Here is a 16,446-nt window from a genome sequence, read left to right as displayed (position 1 = left end):
GAGGCCTGCTTTCCCTCAGACGTTTACCAGATCCTTCTCGTGTTTCTTGGCCAACGCCGCAACCAGGGCATCGATATCCTGTTCGGCCTGGGCCAGCGAGGCCTGCAGGCGCTCGCCGCCGAACTCGTCGTATTCCGCTGCGATGCCGTGCACGTCGTCGATGCCCAGATAACCGAACACGGTGCGAATGTGCGGTTCGACATGGTTGGCCTGGGCCATACGCTCGCCCGGTTCGTAGCCGTAGTCGCCGCGGGAACTCAGCACCACCAAGCGCTTGTGCATCTCGGTCAGCATCGGCCAGTAGGGTAGTCCCTGGCGCGCGCGGTCGAAGCCGAAGGTGCGTCCGACCCGCACGATGTTGTCGATATAGGCCTTGAAGCCGGCCGGGACGCCGAAGTTGTACATCGGCACGCCGGCAACGATCAGGTCCGCCTCCAGCAGCTCATCGACCAGGGTATCGCTCTCGGCCAGGGCGTCGTGCATCCAGGGCTCGCGCGCTTCCGGCTTGGTGAAAGCGGCGTGGATCCACTCGCCGGTCACGGGGCGTGGCGGATGTTGGCCCACGTCGCGATAGAGGATGCGATCTCCGGGGCGGGCTCTTTTCCATTGCTCGACGAAGTGCGCGCTGAGGCGGCGGGAATGGGAGCCATGAGGATCGATGCAGGAACGGCCGGGGCGGGCACTGGCGTCGAGGTGGAGTAGCGTGATCATGAACGTCTCCTGACAAGAAAAATTCAACTTGGATGATGCGTGGGAGACAGGATCGATTCATGATGCCAGGCTGACAAACGACCATTTCTTGCGCGATGGAATAGCTGAGCTTGTCCATGGACTGAGCCTTGGCCATCAGGAGATGCCGGTGAACCGACGCACGCTGCCGCTATCCCAACTGCGCGCCTTCGAAGCGGCGGCGCGCCAGCGCAGCTTCAAACGGGCCGCCGAGGAGCTGGCTGTCACGCCGGCGGCCGTCAGCCATCAGGTACGCGAGCTGGAGGCACTGCTGGGCGTGGCACTGTTCGAGCGCCGCGTACGGCAGGTGGTGCCGACACCGGCCGCCATGCAGCTTCTTCCCGTGCTGCAGCGCGGCTTCGACGCCTTCGGCGAAGCGCTGGAGGCGCTGCGAGAGCAGGGCGATAGCGGCAGTGTCACGCTCTCCTGCACGCCGGCCTTTGCCAGCCAGTGGCTGTTGCCGCGCCTGGCCGACTTCCATGCGCGGTGCCCCGATATCGATCTGCGCATTCACGCCAGCGAAGCGCCGCTGGATCTTTCACGCAGCGCATCGCTGGCGATTCGCTATGGCATGGGACCCTACCCGGAGCACGACGCCGAGGTGCTGGCCGAGGATACCTTTGCCCTGGTGGCCAGCCCACGGCTGGCGTTGACGGGGTATGGGGATCTGAAGGCGGTGCGGCATATCGTCTTCGACTGGTACAGCCCGACATTGGGATTGCCATCGTGGCAGCACTGGTGCCAGGCGGCCGACGTGGCCCAGGCCGATCTCGGTGCGAGCCTGACTTTCTCCGACGAGAGCCATGCCATCCAGGCCGCCATTGCCGGCCAGGGGGTAGCCTTGCTGAGTCTCACACTGGTGAAAGCGGAGCTCGAGCGCGGCGTGCTTCAGGTGCCCTTCGGGCCGAGGCTGCCGGGGCTGCGCTATCAGTTGGTCCGGCATCGGCGTTTTGCCGGACATGCCGAGCTGGAGCAGGTTGCGGCGTGGCTACGACGTGCTTTTGCAGGGGTGGCCAGCGATCAGAGCGATGCGGCAAAGAGGGGGCCTGCCTGTCATTGATTTTGGTGGCTCCAGACTCGCTCTAGGTGTTGGCAGCCCGGCGCACGCCTTCGGCCAATTCACGCACCAAGCCATGAACCGCCTCGATGGCGCCATGTCGAGTCTCCGCGTTCGCGATGGCCTCCACCAGGGCCGAGCCGACCACCACGGCGTCGCTGAATCGGCCAATCGCCGTGGCCTGTGCCGCATTGCGAATGCCGAAACCGACGGCAACAGGCAAGCGGCTACGCTCGCGCAGCTGGTCCACCATGCGCTCGACATCCTGTGCCACGGGAGCGCGTCCTCCCGTGACACCGTTCATCGAGACGCAATACAGAAAGCCCGAGGCATTATCCAGAACCCTGGGCAGCCGCTTGGCATCGGTGGTCGGCGTGGCGAGGCGGATGAAGTCAATACCGTGCTCCCTGGCGGGCAGGCATAGCTCGTCATCATGCTCGGGCGGTAGATCGACCACGATCAGGCCGTCGACACCGGCGCAGGCAGCATCCTCCAGGAAGCGCTCCACGCCGTAGCGGTGGATGGGGTTGTAGTAGCCCATCAGCCCCAGCGGCGTTTTCGTATCCTGTCGGCGGAAGTGATGCACCATCTCGAGCGTCCGGACCATCGTCTGCCCGCCCTCGAGGGCGCGTAGCGTTGCCTTCTGGATCGCAGGTCCGTCGGCCATGGGGTCGCTGAACGGCATGCCGAGCTCGATCACGTCTGCGCCTGCCGCCGGCAGCCCCTGGAGCAGTTCAAGCGAGGTCTCGAAGTCGGGGTCGCCGGCGGTGACGTAGGTTACCAGGGCCGGCCTTTTCTCCGCCTTGAGCGCGGCAAAGCATTCATCGAGGCGAGTGGCGGCGTTCATGGGGTTTTCCTTGGCAGCGTTCATTGGAAGTTCTCTCCCAGGTGTTGAGCGACGCTCATCATGTCCTTGTCGCCGCGCCCGCTCAGGTTGACCACCATGAGGTGGTCGCGGGGTAGCGTTGGTGCCCGCTTGGCGACCTCGGCCAGGGCGTGGGCCGATTCTAGGGCTGGAATGATCCCTTCCTGACGGCAGCAGCACTGGAACGCCGCCAGCGCTTCGTCGTCGCTGATCGAGACATATTCGACGCGGCCCTGCTCATGCAGCCAGGCATGCTCGGGGCCGATGCCGGGATAATCGAGCCCGGCCGATATCGAGTGGGCGTCGGCGATTTGGCCATCCTCGTCCTGCAACAGGTAGGTGCGATTGCCATGCAGAACGCCGGGTGCGCCGCCGCGGAGGCTTGCCGCGTGCAGGCCGGTGTCGATGCCCTTGCCGCCGGCCTCGACGCCGACCATCTTGACCGCTTCGTCGGCGAGAAAGGGATGGAACAGCCCCATGGCATTGGAACCGCCGCCGACGCAGGCGACGAGAGAGTCGGGTAGACGTCCTTCCTTCTCGAGAATCTGCGTGCGGGTCTCGCGTCCGATCACCGCCTGGAAATCACGCACCATGGCGGGGTAGGGGTGCGGTCCGGCCACGGTGCCGATGATGTAGAAGGTGTCATCGACGTTGGTCACCCAGTCGCGCAGCGCCTCGTTCATCGCATCCTTGAGCGTGCCGGTACCCGTCGTCACCGGAATGACCTCGGCGCCGAGCAGTTTCATGCGAAACACGTTGGGCTGCTGGCGTTCTATATCGGCCGAGCCCATGTAGACGACACAGGGCATGCCGAAGCGTGCCGCGACGGTGGCGGTGGCGACGCCATGCATGCCGGCGCCCGTTTCGGCGATGATGCGGGTCTTGCCCATCCGTTTGGCGAGCAGAATCTGGCCGATACAATTGTTGATCTTGTGAGCTCCAGTGTGGTTGAGCTCCTCGCGCTTGAGAAAGATCCTGGCACCGCCAAAGTGCTCGGTGAGACGCTCGGCAAAGTAGAGCGGGCTGGGCCGGCCAACGTAATCGCGCTGGAAGTAGGCGAGCTGGTGCTGGAATTCGCCGTCCTGACGGGCTGCATCGTATTCGCTCTGAAGCTCGCTAATCAGCGGCATCAACGTCTCGGGAACGAAGCGTCCGCCGAAGCGGCCGAACATGCCATGGGCATCGGGCTGCATCGAAAGGTCGGTCATGGAGTACCTCGAAGGGTCAGGGAGCTTGTGATGAAGCTAGCGCAGACAGGCGCGGCAAAAAATCGATAAGATGGCTGCTATATGTGAGCCAGGATCACAAATTGATGCACTCCATGCCTTCTCTTAGCGCACTGCGCGCTTTCGAGGCCACCGCGCGATTGGGTAGCGTCACGGCCGCGGCAAATGAACTCAGTGTGACTCACGGCGCGGTCAGCCGTCAGGTGCGAAGCCTGGAAGAGCATTTCGGCGTGGCCCTGTTCACCAAGGCGGGTCGCGGCCTGCAGCTCACGAGTCACGGGGAGCGGCTCCAGCACGGCGTTGGCGAGGCGTTCCTGCGCTTACGTGACAGCTGCACGCAGTTGAAGCGTGACGTCGAGGCGGCGCCGTTCATCCTGGCCTGTCCGGGTAGCCTCCTGGCACGCTGGCTCATTCCGCGCCTCGACCACCTTCATCGTGAGCTACCGGAACTCAAGCTGCATGTCGTCGCCAGCGAGAGCGAAGCTACCCCAGGAAGGGGCGAGGTCAGCGCAACGCTGACGTTTGCTGAACCGCCATGGCCGGCCGACCTGGAGGCGATCGAGTTGGCAGTGGAACACATCGGCGCGGTGGTGAGCCCACAGTTGGCCGCTCGGTTCGATCCTCAGCGACCGGCGACACTGTTTGACGCCAAGCTGCTCCATACCGCCTCTAGGCCTCAGGCCTGGCCGCACTGGGCGGGTGCTCGTGGGCTCGATTCGGCGCGTCTCGACCGGGCGTTGGCCGAAGGGCAGGGCTTCGATCATCTCTATTATCTGATCGAGGCGGCCGTGGCCGGATTGGGTGTGGCGATAGCGCCCCGGCTGTTGGTCGAGGACGAGCTGCGTCAGGGGCGGCTGATCGCACCGTGGGGCTTCGTCGAGACGCCCGCCCGGCTATGCCTGTGGCTTTCACCCGCGGACAATCGACGCTGCAGCGCTCGGCTCATCGAATGGCTCAGGGGTGAGTTGAACGCCATGCTCGAGCGCGCCGTGGCAGCCGGCCGGGAGCTCTCCTAGCCGGGGCAGCACCTCAGCCGTCTGTCACCTGGGCGCGTAGCCAGGCGATTTCCTCGGCCCAGATCTCGGGCTCGATGGTTTCCAGCACCAGCGGGATCTCGTCGATACGCGGGTCGCGCATGATGGTGGTGAAGGCGTCGAGGCCGATGTTGCCCTGGCCCAGGCTGTGGTGGCGGTCGACACGGCTGGCGTATTCGCTCTTGGCGTCGTTGAGGTGCATGCCGCGCAGGTACTCGAAGCCCACCACTTTGCCAAACTCATCGAGGGTGGCAGTGCAGGCCTCGGGCGTACGCAGGTCGTAACCGGCGGCAAAGGCGTGGCAGGTGTCGATACATACGCCGACCCGCGACTTGTCGTCGACCTGCTCGATGATCTCTGCCAGGTGCTCGAAGCGCCAGCCCAGGTTGGTACCCTGGCCGGCGGTGTTCTCGATCACCGCGACGACATTGCGGGTTTCGGCCAGGGCATGGTTGATCGAGTCGGCGATGCGGGTCAGGCACTCGCTCTCGCTGATCTTCTTGAGGTGACTGCCGGGGTGGAAATTGAGCAGGGTGAGGCCTAGCTGCTCGCAGCGTTGCATCTCGTCGAGAAAGGCGGCGCGTGACTTCTCGAGCCCCGCCTTGTCGGGGTGGCCCAGGTTGATCAGATAGCTGTCGTGGGGAAGGATCTGCCCGGGGCCGAAGCCATGTTTCCGGCAGGTGGTGCGGAAGGCCTCGATGGTGGCATCGTCGAGGGGCTTGGCCCGCCATTGGCGCTGGTTCTTGGTGAACAGGGCGAAGGCATCGGCACCGATCTCGACGGCACGCAGTACGGCCTGGTCGGGTCCGCCGGCGGCACTGACATGGGCTCCGAGGTATTTCATCTGGCCTCTCCATGGTTGGCAATGCCACAACGATAGCATGAGCGGCATCTCACCACCCGCCGCTGCCCTGCTAGGCTCAAGGAAGGAGACCAAGGAGAACCGTATGCTGCTGCTCGTTTTGGTTGCGATGAGCGCTCCCCTCGCCGAGGATCCGATTGCCGCATCGCTGGCACGCATCGACGCGCTGCAGGGGTATCGTCTGACGCTGCGCAGCCAGGGCAATGGTGGTGAGGAAGTCATTCGCTACAGCTACCAGCGGCCCGGTTATGTGCGCATGGACATGGAGACGCCCTATCGTGGCGCGGTACTGATCTACCGCCCCGATACTGGCAGGGTTCAGCTCTGGCCCTTCGGTTCGCCGGGCCGACGAGCGGGTCTGTCGCTACGACCTACCAATCGCCTGGTGCGCAGCTCACGCGGTCATCGTGTGGATCAGTCAGATGTGGGCACATTGCTGCGCAACGTGCAGCAAGTGCAACGGCATGACACGGCGCGCCTGCTCGAACCGACCGAGCTCGATGGACGCCCGGCACGGCACGTCGTGGTGGAGGCCGAGCCCGGGCGGGCCGTGCGCGAGGTAGCACGCTACGATCTCTGGCTCGATGACGAGACTCTGTTCCCGCTCAGGGTGGTGAGTTACGACCGGCGAGGTGAGCGCCTCGAAAGCGTGCGCCTGGAGAACATCGACCTCGACCCCGGTTTCCTGCCCGATCATTTTACTCCCTGACGTTCTTGGTGAAGAGTGCCCATGGCTCGCTTCGACTTCGACACCACCTGGCATATCGAGGCGTCGGTCGACGCGGTCTTCGATGCCTTGACCGATTCGCTGCACTGGCCCGACTGGTGGCCCGGTCTGGTGGTCGTGCAGCCACTCGTGAGCGGCAACGACCGGGGCATCGGACGCACCCAACGTTTCGTCTGGAAGAGCCGGTTGGGCTACCGCCTGTGCTTCGACATCCGCATCACCCAGGTTCGTGAGCCCCACCTGATCAAAGGAGAGGCAAGAGGAGACGTGGCCGGGGTTGGCCGCTGGTTGCTGGATGAGGAGCGCCAGGGTACCCGGGTTCGTTATACCTGGCACGTACGTACGGTGCGGCCATGGCTGAGCCTGTTCTCGCGAGTGGCATGGCCACTGGTGACCTGGAACCATCACGCCATGATGCGGGCAGGCGCGGTGGGCTTGTCGCACTACCTGAAGCATGTACCAAAGCCCGCCGAGAGAGCCGTGCAATGAGCATGAGCCGCCATCGTTCAAGTAACGTTGGTCGCCCTATGGGCAAGCGGTATTCTTAAGCTATTTCGAAACACTGCGGAGATGCCATGAAGGGCTCGCACGGCAGCATCGATCATGAGCGACTGTCCGGGGGCGCGGCCCTTCTGGAACACGCCGATGGGCTGGCCGATGCATTGAGTCTGGCGCTGGACGAGGCGTCGAGCCAGCCCTTGAGCACGCGCCTCTATCACTCCCTGCGTGAGTGGATTCAGGCCGGTCGGTTGGCTAGCGGCCAGCGCTTGCCCTCTACCCGGCAACTGGCCCATGAGTTGGGGCTGGGGCGCAATACGGTGCTCGCCGCCTTCGACCAACTGTTGGCCGAAGGCTTTCTCACGACCCGTCATGGTGCGGGTACCTTCGTCGCCGACCTGCCGTTCCAGCAGGCCCAGGTGAACGCTTCAAGCGACATCGCCGCGCCGCGGCCAGTGCGGGCCGTTGAACCGCTGCTTTCCTCGCGTGGCAGCGCGCTGCTGGCTTTCTGCCACGCCCGGCAGGAGCCCTTTTCCGCCTTCGTTCCCGGTGTGCCTGCGCTGGATCGCTTTCCCCACGGCCAGTGGCTGCGGCTGTTGCGTCGACATCAGCAGCGCATGCCGGCTGCCTGGTTGAGCTATCAGGCCCAGGGCGGTGTGCCGATGCTGCGCGAGGCACTGGCCGATTACCTGCAACTTTCGCGCTCGGTGCGCTGTCGTCCCGAGCAGATTCTCATCGTGCAGGGCGCCCAGCAGGGTTTCGAGCTGATCGTGCGGCTGTTGACCGACAGCGGCGATGAAGTCTGGCTCGAAGAGCCGGGCTATCACGGTGCCCAGGCCTGCTTCGCGGCGGCCGGGCTCGAGATGACTTCGGTTGCGGTGGACGGCGAGGGCATGAACGTCGAGGCGCTTGCGCGCCCTGGCTCCCCCCGGCTGATCTACGTAACGCCTTCGCACCAGTACCCCAGTGGCGTGACCATGAGCCTGGCCCGGCGCCTGGCGCTGCTGGAAGCCGCCGAGCGGCATGACGCCTGGGTCGTGGAAGACGACTACGACAGCGAATTCCGCTATGCCCAACGGCCTGTCGCCGCCCTACAGGGATTGGTCGAGAACTCCCGGGTAATCTACGTCGGCACTTTCAGCAAGGTCATGTACCCCGGCATGCGGCTGGGCTACCTGGTGTTGCCAGAGGTGCTGGTCGAGCCGTTCCGTCGGGCCAACGCCCGGCTTCATCGCGAAGGGCAATACGCGGTGCAGGCAGCACTTGCCGAGTTCATCACCCGTGGCCATTTCTCGCGCCATGTTCGCCGCATGCGCGATTGCTATTCATGGCGTCAGGCATTGCTGCGCAAGGCGCTGGCGCCGGCTGTCGCGCGGGGCCTGAGGCTCTCCGAAGGTCAGGCCGGCATGCACCTGGTGGCCTGGCTCGACGCGCCCGAGCATGAGCGGATTCTCGTTGAGCGAGCCAGAAGCGAGGGCATCTCGCTGTCGCCGCTGTCGGGCTATTACCTCTCCTCCCCCGGCCAACCTGGCCTGGTACTGGGCTACGCCGGCACCGTGGAGGCCGAAATCGGTCGCGCCGGGCGGTGGCTGGCCCAGGCGTGGTGTGACCTGGTGGAGGGCTAACCGGCCTGGCAGGCCTCGTACGTCAGCGCCGATAGCGAACTCAGCTGCTTTCCCTTCGCGTCGAAGTTCTCTGGCGCGAGCCAGCGCTCGAGGCGAGCCTCGACGGTTGGCCATTCACCGTCGAGCAGCGAAAACCAGGCGGTGTCGCGGCTACGCCCGTTTTCTACCCGGTGCTGACGGAAAATGCCCTCGAAGCGAAAGCCCAGGCGCTCGGCGGCACGCCGAGATGCGGCATTGAGCGCATTGCACTTCCACTCGTAGCGCCGGTAGCCCAGCGCGAAGGCGTGGCGCATCAGCAGCAGCATGGCTTCGGTGGCGGCCGGTGTGCGGCGGAGTGCGGGCGTGAAATGGATGTGGCCGACCTCGATGCTGCCATGTTCCGGCACGATGTTGAGATAGCTGGCCAGCCCCAGAGCACGATTGGAGTCTGCTTCGACGATGGCGTAGAAGAGTGGATCCTCGCTGCGCGCCCGGTCTGCCAGCCAGATACGGCACTGCTCGGCATCGGTGAACGGCATGCCACCGGAGTAGGTCCAGCGCGCCGCCGGGGCGTCGTGCGGGCTCTCGCCCGGCATCATGAAGGCGGCATGCAGCGAATCGGAATGGCGCTCGGCCGTGAGTGGTTCGAGGCGAACCCGGTCTCCCAGCAGGGGATTCCGCTGCGGCCGGCGTGCCGGCTGCCAGGTGGACTGGGGAGCCCCGACCGGCTGGCCGAAGTCGTTGCGGTGCATGTCGTCGGCAAGGGTCATGAGCCGCTCTCCACGTTGGTCAACTGCTGCATTTCGTGCCAAAGCTGGCGTGCCTGTGGGTCGCGGCTCTCGGCTAGTGCCGCCTCGACGCCCTCCTGATCGGCCAGGGAGCGCTGGCGGCCGAGCTTGGCCTTGCCCGTGAGGGTCTCGATGCGCAGGCGAAATCCGACCACGCCGGCCTGCATCTTTTCCAGATAGCCAGGCTCGCGGGACAGCGAATCGAGCAGAGTGGGCTCAAAGTGGGCCAGGCTGCGCTCGAGCAGTCTTCGCGTACTCTCGTCATCCAATAGTTCGACGCTGCCCGTGGCATGCACGGCCAGATAGTTCCAGGTGGGCACGGCGGGCCGGCTGGCGTACCAGGTTGGTGAGATGTAGGCGTGAGGACCACTGAATATGGCCAGTGCCCGGTTGCCGTTCAACGTGCGCCATTGCGGATTGGCCCGGGCGAAGTGACCGTACAAGGTGCCGAACTCGCCTTCGCTGCGTTTCAGAAGGAGGGGCAGGTGGGTAGCCTCGAGGTCGGGGCCGATCAGCACACCAAAGTCGTATCGTTCGACCAGATCCCAGGCCTGCTCGCGTGAGAGCCGCATTGATGGGGGAACGTACATGGCGCCTCCGGTCAGCCCTGGTCCGTTGTGGTATCGAACAGCAGCCCGTAATGATAGAAGGTAGTGTCGCGCTGCCAGCCGAGCGACTCGTAGAGCGCTTGGGCCGCGTAATTCTCGATCTGGGTGGTGAGCTTGAGGTGCCTGACGCCATGGCTTGCGGCCAGATCCCTGGCGGCTAGCATCAGCTCGCGTCCGACACCCTTGCGCCGTGCTTGGGTGGCGACGAACAGGTCGTTGAGCAGCCACAGCGGCGCCAGGCGCACGGTGGAAAGCAGCGGATAGAGCTGTACGAAGCCCTGCAGCTCTCCTTCGCTGCCTTCATGCACCAGAATGTGCGAGTCGCCGCCTTCCAGGCGTGCCTGCAGGAAGCGCCGGGCGCCTTCGAGGTCGGGTTCCTGGCGGTAGAAGCGGCGGTAGTCATCGAGCAGCTCACTGAGCGGGGAAAGATCGGCAAGAGTGGCATGGCGAATGGGCATCGTGGCTCTCCTCGTTGTTCCCTGACGGTGAGTGGTCCAGTCTGATGTCTGACTGGTCCCTTGCTAAGAGCCATTCTTGCGTTTTTTCGTAGAGCCACTTCGTGGCGTTGAGGATCGATGCCAAAAACGCCGGACAGGAGCGGCGCTCACGCTAGAATGGAGCCATGAACCACGTGAACGAGTCGATATTGCGCTTGCCCTACCGCCCGCCCTATGACTGGCAGGCGATACTGGCCTTCCTGTCCCGGCGGACGATTCCGGGGCTCGAACGCATCGACGGCGAAGGGTATCACCGAATCTTCCGTCTGGGCGGAGTGCTAGGCCGCGTCACGGTGCGCCACGCGCCTGACGAGAATGCGCTGCGGGCGTCGATCCGGCTCTCCTCGCGTGCGACCCTCCCGGAGGTGGACCTCCGACTGCGGCGGCTCTTCGATCTCGAGGCCGATCCTGTGGCGATAGGCCGTAAGCTCAGTCGCGACGCCACGCTGGCGCCGCTGGTCGCGCATCGTCCGGGGCTTCGCGTGCCGGGCGGATGGGATCCGTTCGAGGTCGCCGTGCGGGCCATCCTCGGCCAGCAGGTCAGCGTCGATGCGGCCACGCGGCTGGCCGGCAGGCTGGTCGAACGGCTGGGTGAACGCGTGGCAGGCCAGGAAGACACCGGCCTGGACCGGTTGTTTCCCGCCCCCGAGCGCTTTACCTTCGACGAGATCAGAGCGCTCGGCATGCCCGGGGCGCGCGCCAAGGCCCTAGTACGGCTGGCATCGGCCTATCTCGAGCAGCCCCGTCTGTTCGAGCGCGGCCAGAATCTCGATGAGAGTGTCGCTCACCTGTGCGCGCTGCCCGGCATCGGTGAGTGGACGGCGCACTATATCGCCATGCGCGGGCTACGCGAGAGCGATGCCTTCCTGCCCCGCGACGTGGCGCTGCAACGTGCATTGGTGGAGCAGGGCCGGCGCCCCACGCCGCGTGAGCTGCTTGCGCGCGCCGAGGCCTGGCGGCCTTGGCGCGCCTATGCCGTGCTGCACCTGTGGCATGCCGATGCGGCGACAATAGCGGCAAAACCGAAACAGGAGAAAGGCGATGCAACTCTGGCTTGATCTATTGCCATCCCCGGTGGGCGAACTGAGCCTGATCAGCGACGAGCAGGGAGCGTTGCGGGCACTGGAGTTCGACAGCAATGACGAGCGTCTGCATCGCATGCTGGGGCGTCACTATCGCGAGTACCGACTTGCCAAGGGCAGAGCGCCTGCGCCCGCCCGAGAGGCCTTGGAGGCTTACTTCTCTGGCGATCCGTCCCACCTCGATGCGGTGCCGGTGGCGACCGGTGGTACCGAGTTCCAGCGCCTGGTGTGGCAGGCGCTGCGGCGGATACCGGCGGGCACCACGATCAGCTACGGTGAGCTTGCCGCAAGAATAGGGCGGCCCGGTGCCAGCCGTGCCGTGGGCCTGGCCAACGGCGCCAACCCGGTGTCGATCGTGGTGCCGTGCCATCGGGTGATCGGTGCCAACGGAACCTTGACCGGCTATGGCGGCGGGCTGGCGCGCAAGCGCTGGCTGGTGGAGCATGAGCGAGGCCACGTGCAGGGCGAGCTGTTCACCCTCGCTTAGCGACTCAGGCCTGATCGGCCAACCCATCTAGCAATTTGCTCAACAGTTCGCCCAATGCCTTCTGCTCTTCACGGCTGAGAGCGGCGAGCATCCTGGCCTCGTTTTCCACGTGGCGAGGCACGATTCGGTTCATCAGGGCCAGGCCCTCTTCGGTCAGCGAGACCAGCGTTCCGCGCCGATCTTCGGGATTCGGCGAGCGCACGATCAGTCCCGCCTTCTCCAGGCGATCCAGTCGACTGGTCATGCCGCCCGACGAGACCATCAGCGTCTCGAACAGCTGTGTCGGCCCCAGGCGGTAAGGCGCCCCCGACCGCCGCAGCGTGGCCAGCACGTCGAACTCTCCCGCCTGCAGGCCGTACTCCTTGAAGAACGCCTGTAGCCGCTCCTGGGTAAGCAGCTGAGTGGTCTTCATATATCCCACTACCTCCATCGGCAGCAGGTCGAGCTCGGGCATTTCTCGTTGCCATTGGGCAATGGCTTGCTTGACACGGTTCATAGGTGCATTTATCTTTCCATCAAGATACTTTTCGTCGAGAATCTTCCCGGCGTACTTCCCGACGTACTTATAACTAGGAGGCGATCATGGCCAACTCAACCAAGGCGCGCAACCGTGCCGGCTGGTATGCCCTGGCTTGCCTGTTGCTGGTCGGTAGCCTGCTGGCGCTGTCTCTGGTCGTGGCCAAGCTCGCCGATGGAGCCGGCGCCCCGCGCCTGAGCTTCCTGATGGTGGCGGTGACCGTTGCCGGCGGACTGCTGCTGGTGCTTGCGGCTGGGCAACGTCAGTCGATGCGGCTTGACCGGCGTATCGTCGAGTACGCGCTGGTCTCGGGCGCGCTGTTCGCGCTGCCCAATGCGCTGGGTTTCCTGGCGGTGCGCCATGTGGGGGCGGGGTTCGTCTCGCTCAGCTTTGCCTTTCCGATACTCGTCACCTGGGTGCTGGCGGTAGGGCTTGGCATGGAGCGCATCAGAGCGCTGCGGCTTTCCGGCGTGCTGCTGGGGCTAGCTGGCGGGGTGCTGCTGGCCTCGGCCAAGGCGGGCGGCATGCAGGGCGCCCAGGGCTGGGTCGCGCTGGTGCTGGCGATTCCATTGATCATTGCGCTGGGCAATGTCTATCGCACCCTGCGCTGGCCGGGCGAGGCAGGGCCGGTCTATCTCGCCGCGCTGATGCTACTGGGGGGCGCGCTGGCGCTCGCCCCCTTCGTGCTGATCTTCGAAATGCGCCAAGTGCCGCAGCTGTTCGGCCCGGAAGTGATTAGCCTGTTGCTGGTCGAAGTGATGGTCTTCACGGTGCTCTATGTCTTCTATTTCGTGCTGCAGAAAATTGCCGGTCCCGTCTATCTCAGCCAGATCGGCATGGTAGCTGCCCTGGTGGGCACGCTGATTGCCGTCTCGTTGCTGGGTGAGGCGGTGCCGCCCTACCTGGGCCTGGCGGGGGCATTGGTGGCCCTCGGCGCGGTCCTCTTCCACCGTGGCGCCTCGCGCCGCGAAACGACTCCGCTTGCCACGGCGGAACCCTGACCCAGGAGAAGCCCATGCCTCTCATGGAAGCCCTGCAGTGGCGTTACGCCGCCAAGCGCATGAATGGAACAGAAGTGCCGCAGGCCACGCTCGATACCATCCTCGGGGCAGCGAGTTTGGCGCCGTCCTCCTATGGCCTTCAGCCCTACAGTGTGCTGGTGGTACAAGACCCAGCGCTGCGTGAGCGAATCCGACACGCTGCCTGCGACCAGCCTCAGGTCAGCGAATGCTCCCACCTGCTGATTTTCGCCACCTGGAACGAAGTGGATGGCCGGCATGTGGACGAGCTGATCGCCCTGACTGCTGCAGCGCGCGGTCTCGACCCAGGGGAACTGGAAGGGTATCGACAGTCGCTCCATGCTGCCGTGGCCGGCTTCACCACGCCGGAGGCGCGGCAGCAGTGGGCGGCTCGGCAGGCCTATATCGCCTTGGGCATGGCCTTGACCGCCGCAGCAGCGGAGCGGGTCGACGCCTCGCCGATGGAAGGGTTCGACCCGCCGGCATTGGACGCCCTATTGGGACTCGAAGAGCGGGGCTTGCGCAGCGTGGTGCTGCTGGCGCTTGGCTATCGCGATACGCAACAAGATCGCCTGGCCGGGCAGGCCAAGGTGCGCTGGCCCAGGGAGCGCTTCGTGGTGGAGTGGAGCGAGGCCTAGACGCTGCCTTCCTTCTCGACGACCAGCACCCGTGCCTCGCCGATCGGGCAAGCGATATGCTCGGTACCCACCGAGGCGAAGAAGATGTCGCCCACTTCCAGCAGCTGCGAGCGCTCGCCTTCTGGGCTGCGATAGCGCATCTCCACCTGGCCATCGAGCACCACGAAGACCTCCTCACCGTCATTGACGTGCCAGCGGTAGGGCTGGTCGGTCCAATGCAGGCGGGTGGTGATGCCGTTCATGTTGGCGATGCCCTTGGCGCCCCAGGCGCGCTCGGCGGTGAAGTCCCGGCTGCGGGTGATTTCCATGCGGCTGTGTCCTTCGCGCTACGATAGGGTTTTCCGGGCGAAACACCCGAAGTCATTATGCTCGGCGAATCGGTCGTTTCGCCATCCTTGCCGCAGTTGGAGTTCAGGATGGGATTCGAGCCGCCTGGTGGGAGAGTGCCAGACGCTCTGCGAGTTGCTCCGCCTGCAGGCAGGCGTGTCGGCGCGCTTCGCCGTCGATCTCGCTGCCAAAGAGAGTCTTTTCCACGATCACCGATTCGATATCGGTAATGCCGACAAACTTCAGCCACATCTCGAAGTATACTTTCTGATAATCGTATTCTTGCGAAGGGGTAAACGAATCGTTGGCGTAGCTCAGCCCCCTGGCATAAACCACGATGGCTTTCTTGCCGGTGAGCAGGCCACTGAATCCGAACTCGGGGTCGAAGGAAAACAGGATGTCTTTCTGCGATACCAGGTCGATGAAGTGCTTGAGTTTATAGGGAATGCTGAAATTCCACAGCGGCATCGAGAACAGCAGAAGGTCGGCCTCGTGCAGGTGGGAAGCGAGCTGACGCAGGCGATCCCAGGCCTGTTGCTGAGCTGGCGTCAGCGGTGTGCCGGCTAGCCCGGCGTATTTCGCGGCCATGGCGCTCTTATCGAATTCGGGGAGCTCGATGTCCCATAGATCCAAATGTTTCACTTGGGTGTCCGGCATATGTCCGTGGTAGTTCGTGATGAAGCTGTGAGCGGCTTCCAACGACGCGGAACGTTGCCGGCGGGGAGAAGACGAGACATGCAGGATGATTGTCATGATACAAATCTCGGTGATTGTTCGTTCTTATATGCCAGCACTTTTGGATCGGAAATATAAATTAAATCATGTGATGGTATTTATAATGAACCGAGATGATGTTTTTTTCGTAACTCTGCTACGCTGTTCGAGGGGGTAAGGCAGCACGGCAGGGCAGAAGAAATCATCAGGCGGCGTTGTTACGACGAGCTGCCGAGTGATACATAAAAACTGCAAGCCATACTTATCATGGACAGATATGCTTATGCTCGATCTGCTTCTCTTGAGGAGTTTCGTCGCTGTCATCGATGAAGGTAGCTTCACTCGGGCTGCCAGTCGCCTACACCTGACCCAGCCTGCTATCAGTGGGCACCTGCGTCGTCTGGAGACGCAGGTTGGCAAGCCTTTGCTTCGCCGTACGACACGGGCCTTCGAAGTGACACCGGACGGAGAGTGCCTGGCAGCGTATGCCAGGGCCATCTTGGCGCTCAACCGCGATGCCATGACCCAGCTTTCTCGCTCCTCCTATCAAGGCAATGTGCGCTTGGGAGTTGCCGAGGATTGCGTCACCGTCCCGCTGATGCGCGCGCTCAGGGAGTTCGTGGAAGACAACCCACAAGTCGGACTCGGCGTGCGGGTGGGTATCCCCGGTGACATGATCGTGGCCATGAAGCGAGGCGATGTGGACCTGATACTGGGAGCACAGTGTGGCTCGCAGGAGCCGGGACGCCTGCTATGGCACGAACCGCTGGTTTGGGCCTGGACCGACCGCTGCCCTGTACGCTTGCCCTCTCCACTACCCCTGGCCCTGTTTCCGGAGGCTTGTCCCTACCGCGAAGCTGCCTTGACCCAACTGGCGCTGGCCGGCATTCCGCAGCGCATGGCCATGCTGTGCACCAGCGGAGCCAGCCTGCGAGCGGCAGTGGAGGGCGGGTTTGCGCTGGCACCGATGCCGGAGAGTCAGCTCGGCCCTGGGCTGATTGCCCTGTCGGAAGAGCATGGCTTGCCTCTGCTGCCTGAGGCCGAGCTCATGCTGATGACCAGCCCGACGGGAGACCAGACCGTGCTCTCGGCCTTGGCCGACCGAATCGTCGAACATCTTTGCCCCACCCCGGTAGCGGAGCCGGCCTAGGAGCCCGGACATGTCAT

General features: G+C 64.2%; 20 protein-coding genes. 10 read left to right on the top strand and 10 right to left on the bottom strand.

Annotation, left to right across the window (positions count from 1 at the left end; all coding sequences use genetic code 11):
- Nucleotides 1-15: 15 nt before the first annotated feature.
- Nucleotides 16-711, bottom strand: a complete 696-nt coding sequence (locus tag HOP51_RS09925; RefSeq protein WP_234273752.1) for an FMN-dependent NADH-azoreductase — start codon at nucleotides 709-711, stop codon at nucleotides 16-18.
- Nucleotides 712-859: 148 nt separating this feature from the next.
- Here HOP51_RS09925 and HOP51_RS09920 point away from each other — a divergent pair, with 148 nt between their 5' ends.
- Entirely contained in the window at nucleotides 860-1,789 is a 930-nt protein-coding gene (locus HOP51_RS09920) for a LysR substrate-binding domain-containing protein (protein ID WP_234273751.1), read from the top strand.
- A 22-nt stretch (nucleotides 1,790-1,811) separates the two neighbouring features.
- On the opposite strand, the gene trpA is transcribed toward HOP51_RS09920, so the two are convergent.
- Both trpA and trpB read right to left on the bottom strand, forming a co-directional pair.
- A complete protein-coding gene (gene trpA / locus HOP51_RS09915) occupies nucleotides 1,812-2,633 on the bottom strand; it encodes a tryptophan synthase subunit alpha (RefSeq protein WP_234273750.1) in 822 nt (273 codons plus the stop codon).
- A 20-nt stretch (nucleotides 2,634-2,653) separates the two neighbouring features.
- A complete protein-coding gene (trpB, locus tag HOP51_RS09910; protein ID WP_234273749.1) occupies nucleotides 2,654-3,859 on the bottom strand; it encodes a tryptophan synthase subunit beta in 1,206 nt (401 codons plus the stop codon).
- A 113-nt stretch (nucleotides 3,860-3,972) separates the two neighbouring features.
- Here trpB and HOP51_RS09905 point away from each other — a divergent pair, with 113 nt between their 5' ends.
- Complete coding sequence (locus HOP51_RS09905) at nucleotides 3,973-4,893, top strand: LysR family transcriptional regulator (protein WP_276574352.1); 921 nt, start codon at nucleotides 3,973-3,975, stop codon at nucleotides 4,891-4,893.
- 13 nt (nucleotides 4,894-4,906) lie between these two features.
- Here HOP51_RS09905 and nfo read toward each other — a convergent pair whose 3' ends face one another.
- Nucleotides 4,907-5,755, bottom strand: coding sequence for a deoxyribonuclease IV (nfo, locus tag HOP51_RS09900; RefSeq protein WP_234273747.1), 849 nt, complete (start codon nucleotides 5,753-5,755; stop codon nucleotides 4,907-4,909).
- A 103-nt stretch (nucleotides 5,756-5,858) separates the two neighbouring features.
- Between nfo and HOP51_RS09895 the strand changes: the two genes are divergently transcribed.
- From HOP51_RS09895 to pdxR, 3 genes are all read left to right on the top strand, one after another.
- Nucleotides 5,859-6,482, top strand: a complete 624-nt coding sequence (locus tag HOP51_RS09895) for a LolA family protein (protein WP_234273746.1) — start codon at nucleotides 5,859-5,861, stop codon at nucleotides 6,480-6,482.
- Between the two features lie 21 nt (nucleotides 6,483-6,503).
- Entirely contained in the window at nucleotides 6,504-6,989 is a 486-nt protein-coding gene (locus HOP51_RS09890) for an SRPBCC family protein (protein WP_234273745.1), read from the top strand.
- 86 nt (nucleotides 6,990-7,075) lie between these two features.
- Nucleotides 7,076-8,623: a MocR-like pyridoxine biosynthesis transcription factor PdxR gene (pdxR, locus tag HOP51_RS09885; protein WP_234273744.1), complete on the top strand. Its 1,548-nt coding sequence runs from the start codon at nucleotides 7,076-7,078 to the stop codon at nucleotides 8,621-8,623.
- Here pdxR and HOP51_RS09880 read toward each other — a convergent pair.
- From HOP51_RS09880 to HOP51_RS09870, 3 genes are read right to left on the bottom strand one after another with little or no spacing between them, the layout of a single operon-like run.
- Nucleotides 8,620-9,372 (bottom strand): GNAT family N-acetyltransferase, encoded by a 753-nt coding sequence (locus HOP51_RS09880; RefSeq protein ID WP_234273743.1) that lies wholly within the window; start codon nucleotides 9,370-9,372, stop codon nucleotides 8,620-8,622. The genes pdxR and HOP51_RS09880 overlap by 4 nt on opposite strands.
- Nucleotides 9,369-9,980 carry an FMN-binding negative transcriptional regulator gene (locus tag HOP51_RS09875; RefSeq protein WP_234273742.1) on the bottom strand — a complete coding sequence of 204 codons (612 nt, stop codon included), beginning with the start codon at nucleotides 9,978-9,980 and terminating at the stop codon, nucleotides 9,369-9,371. The genes HOP51_RS09880 and HOP51_RS09875 overlap by 4 nt, the downstream gene beginning before the upstream one ends.
- Before the next feature lie 11 nt (nucleotides 9,981-9,991).
- A complete protein-coding gene (locus HOP51_RS09870) occupies nucleotides 9,992-10,456 on the bottom strand; it encodes a GNAT family N-acetyltransferase (protein ID WP_234273741.1) in 465 nt (154 codons plus the stop codon).
- 164 nt (nucleotides 10,457-10,620) lie between these two features.
- On the opposite strand from HOP51_RS09870, the gene HOP51_RS09865 reads away from it, so the two are divergent.
- Both HOP51_RS09865 and ogt read left to right on the top strand, forming a co-directional pair.
- A complete protein-coding gene (locus HOP51_RS09865) occupies nucleotides 10,621-11,553 on the top strand; it encodes a DNA-3-methyladenine glycosylase family protein (RefSeq protein ID WP_234273740.1) in 933 nt (310 codons plus the stop codon).
- Nucleotides 11,537-12,064 (top strand): methylated-DNA--[protein]-cysteine S-methyltransferase, encoded by a 528-nt coding sequence (gene ogt / locus HOP51_RS09860; protein WP_234273739.1) that lies wholly within the window; start codon nucleotides 11,537-11,539, stop codon nucleotides 12,062-12,064. The genes HOP51_RS09865 and ogt overlap by 17 nt, the downstream gene beginning before the upstream one ends.
- A 4-nt stretch (nucleotides 12,065-12,068) precedes the next feature.
- On the opposite strand, the gene HOP51_RS09855 is transcribed toward ogt, so the two are convergent.
- A complete protein-coding gene (locus HOP51_RS09855; RefSeq protein ID WP_234273738.1) occupies nucleotides 12,069-12,560 on the bottom strand; it encodes a MarR family winged helix-turn-helix transcriptional regulator in 492 nt (163 codons plus the stop codon).
- A gap of 86 nt (nucleotides 12,561-12,646) precedes the next feature.
- Here HOP51_RS09855 and HOP51_RS09850 point away from each other — a divergent pair, with 86 nt between their 5' ends.
- Together HOP51_RS09850 and HOP51_RS09845 are read left to right on the top strand one after the other, a co-directional pair.
- On the top strand, nucleotides 12,647-13,582 hold the full coding sequence (locus HOP51_RS09850; RefSeq protein ID WP_234273737.1) for a DMT family transporter: 936 nt from the start codon (nucleotides 12,647-12,649) through the stop codon (nucleotides 13,580-13,582).
- Between the two features lie 14 nt (nucleotides 13,583-13,596).
- Nucleotides 13,597-14,238, top strand: a complete 642-nt coding sequence (locus tag HOP51_RS09845) for an NAD(P)H-dependent oxidoreductase (protein WP_234273736.1) — start codon at nucleotides 13,597-13,599, stop codon at nucleotides 14,236-14,238.
- Here the strand turns inward: HOP51_RS09845 and HOP51_RS09840 are convergent.
- A complete protein-coding gene (locus HOP51_RS09840) occupies nucleotides 14,235-14,546 on the bottom strand; it encodes a cupin domain-containing protein (protein ID WP_234273735.1) in 312 nt (103 codons plus the stop codon). The two genes, HOP51_RS09845 and HOP51_RS09840, sit on opposite strands and share 4 nt — an antisense overlap.
- A gap of 103 nt (nucleotides 14,547-14,649) precedes the next feature.
- Complete coding sequence (locus HOP51_RS09835) at nucleotides 14,650-15,318, bottom strand: FMN-dependent NADH-azoreductase (protein WP_234273734.1); 669 nt, start codon at nucleotides 15,316-15,318, stop codon at nucleotides 14,650-14,652.
- A gap of 244 nt (nucleotides 15,319-15,562) precedes the next feature.
- Here HOP51_RS09835 and HOP51_RS09830 point away from each other — a divergent pair, with 244 nt between their 5' ends.
- Nucleotides 15,563-16,429, top strand: a complete 867-nt coding sequence (locus HOP51_RS09830) for a LysR family transcriptional regulator (protein ID WP_234273733.1) — start codon at nucleotides 15,563-15,565, stop codon at nucleotides 16,427-16,429.
- The last annotated feature ends 17 nt before the right edge of the window (nucleotides 16,430-16,446 follow it).

Source organism: Billgrantia zhangzhouensis, assembly GCF_021404465.1.
Taxonomy (GTDB): Bacteria; Pseudomonadota; Gammaproteobacteria; order Pseudomonadales; family Halomonadaceae; genus Halomonas; species Halomonas zhangzhouensis.
The sequence above is the reverse complement of the archived record's forward strand: the minus strand, read 5'-3'. Positions and strand labels throughout refer to the sequence as shown.

Bases quoted from the DNA above. Each gene is read 5' to 3' on its own strand.
- HOP51_RS09925 (WP_234273752.1), bottom strand. From the start codon at position 711: ATGATCACGCTACTCCACCTCGACGCCAGTGCCCGCCCCGGCCGTTCC.
- trpA (WP_234273750.1), bottom strand. From the start codon at position 2,633: ATGAACGCCGCCACTCGCCTCGATGAATGCTTTGCCGCGCTCAAGGCG.
- trpB (WP_234273749.1), bottom strand. From the start codon at position 3,859: ATGACCGACCTTTCGATGCAGCCCGATGCCCATGGCATGTTCGGCCGC.
- HOP51_RS09905 (WP_276574352.1), top strand. From the start codon at position 3,973: ATGCCTTCTCTTAGCGCACTGCGCGCTTTCGAGGCCACCGCGCGATTG.
- nfo (WP_234273747.1), bottom strand. From the start codon at position 5,755: ATGAAATACCTCGGAGCCCATGTCAGTGCCGCCGGCGGACCCGACCAG.
- HOP51_RS09895 (WP_234273746.1), top strand. From the start codon at position 5,859: ATGCTGCTGCTCGTTTTGGTTGCGATGAGCGCTCCCCTCGCCGAGGAT.
- HOP51_RS09890 (WP_234273745.1), top strand. From the start codon at position 6,504: ATGGCTCGCTTCGACTTCGACACCACCTGGCATATCGAGGCGTCGGTC.
- pdxR (WP_234273744.1), top strand. From the start codon at position 7,076: ATGAAGGGCTCGCACGGCAGCATCGATCATGAGCGACTGTCCGGGGGC.
- HOP51_RS09880 (WP_234273743.1), bottom strand. From the start codon at position 9,372: ATGACCCTTGCCGACGACATGCACCGCAACGACTTCGGCCAGCCGGTC.
- HOP51_RS09875 (WP_234273742.1), bottom strand. From the start codon at position 9,980: ATGTACGTTCCCCCATCAATGCGGCTCTCACGCGAGCAGGCCTGGGAT.
- HOP51_RS09870 (WP_234273741.1), bottom strand. From the start codon at position 10,456: ATGCCCATTCGCCATGCCACTCTTGCCGATCTTTCCCCGCTCAGTGAG.
- HOP51_RS09865 (WP_234273740.1), top strand. From the start codon at position 10,621: ATGAACCACGTGAACGAGTCGATATTGCGCTTGCCCTACCGCCCGCCC.
- ogt (WP_234273739.1), top strand. From the start codon at position 11,537: ATGCAACTCTGGCTTGATCTATTGCCATCCCCGGTGGGCGAACTGAGC.
- HOP51_RS09855 (WP_234273738.1), bottom strand. From the start codon at position 12,560: ATGAACCGTGTCAAGCAAGCCATTGCCCAATGGCAACGAGAAATGCCC.
- HOP51_RS09850 (WP_234273737.1), top strand. From the start codon at position 12,647: ATGGCCAACTCAACCAAGGCGCGCAACCGTGCCGGCTGGTATGCCCTG.
- HOP51_RS09845 (WP_234273736.1), top strand. From the start codon at position 13,597: ATGCCTCTCATGGAAGCCCTGCAGTGGCGTTACGCCGCCAAGCGCATG.
- HOP51_RS09840 (WP_234273735.1), bottom strand. From the start codon at position 14,546: ATGGAAATCACCCGCAGCCGGGACTTCACCGCCGAGCGCGCCTGGGGC.
- HOP51_RS09835 (WP_234273734.1), bottom strand. From the start codon at position 15,318: ATGACAATCATCCTGCATGTCTCGTCTTCTCCCCGCCGGCAACGTTCC.
- HOP51_RS09830 (WP_234273733.1), top strand. From the start codon at position 15,563: ATGCTCGATCTGCTTCTCTTGAGGAGTTTCGTCGCTGTCATCGATGAA.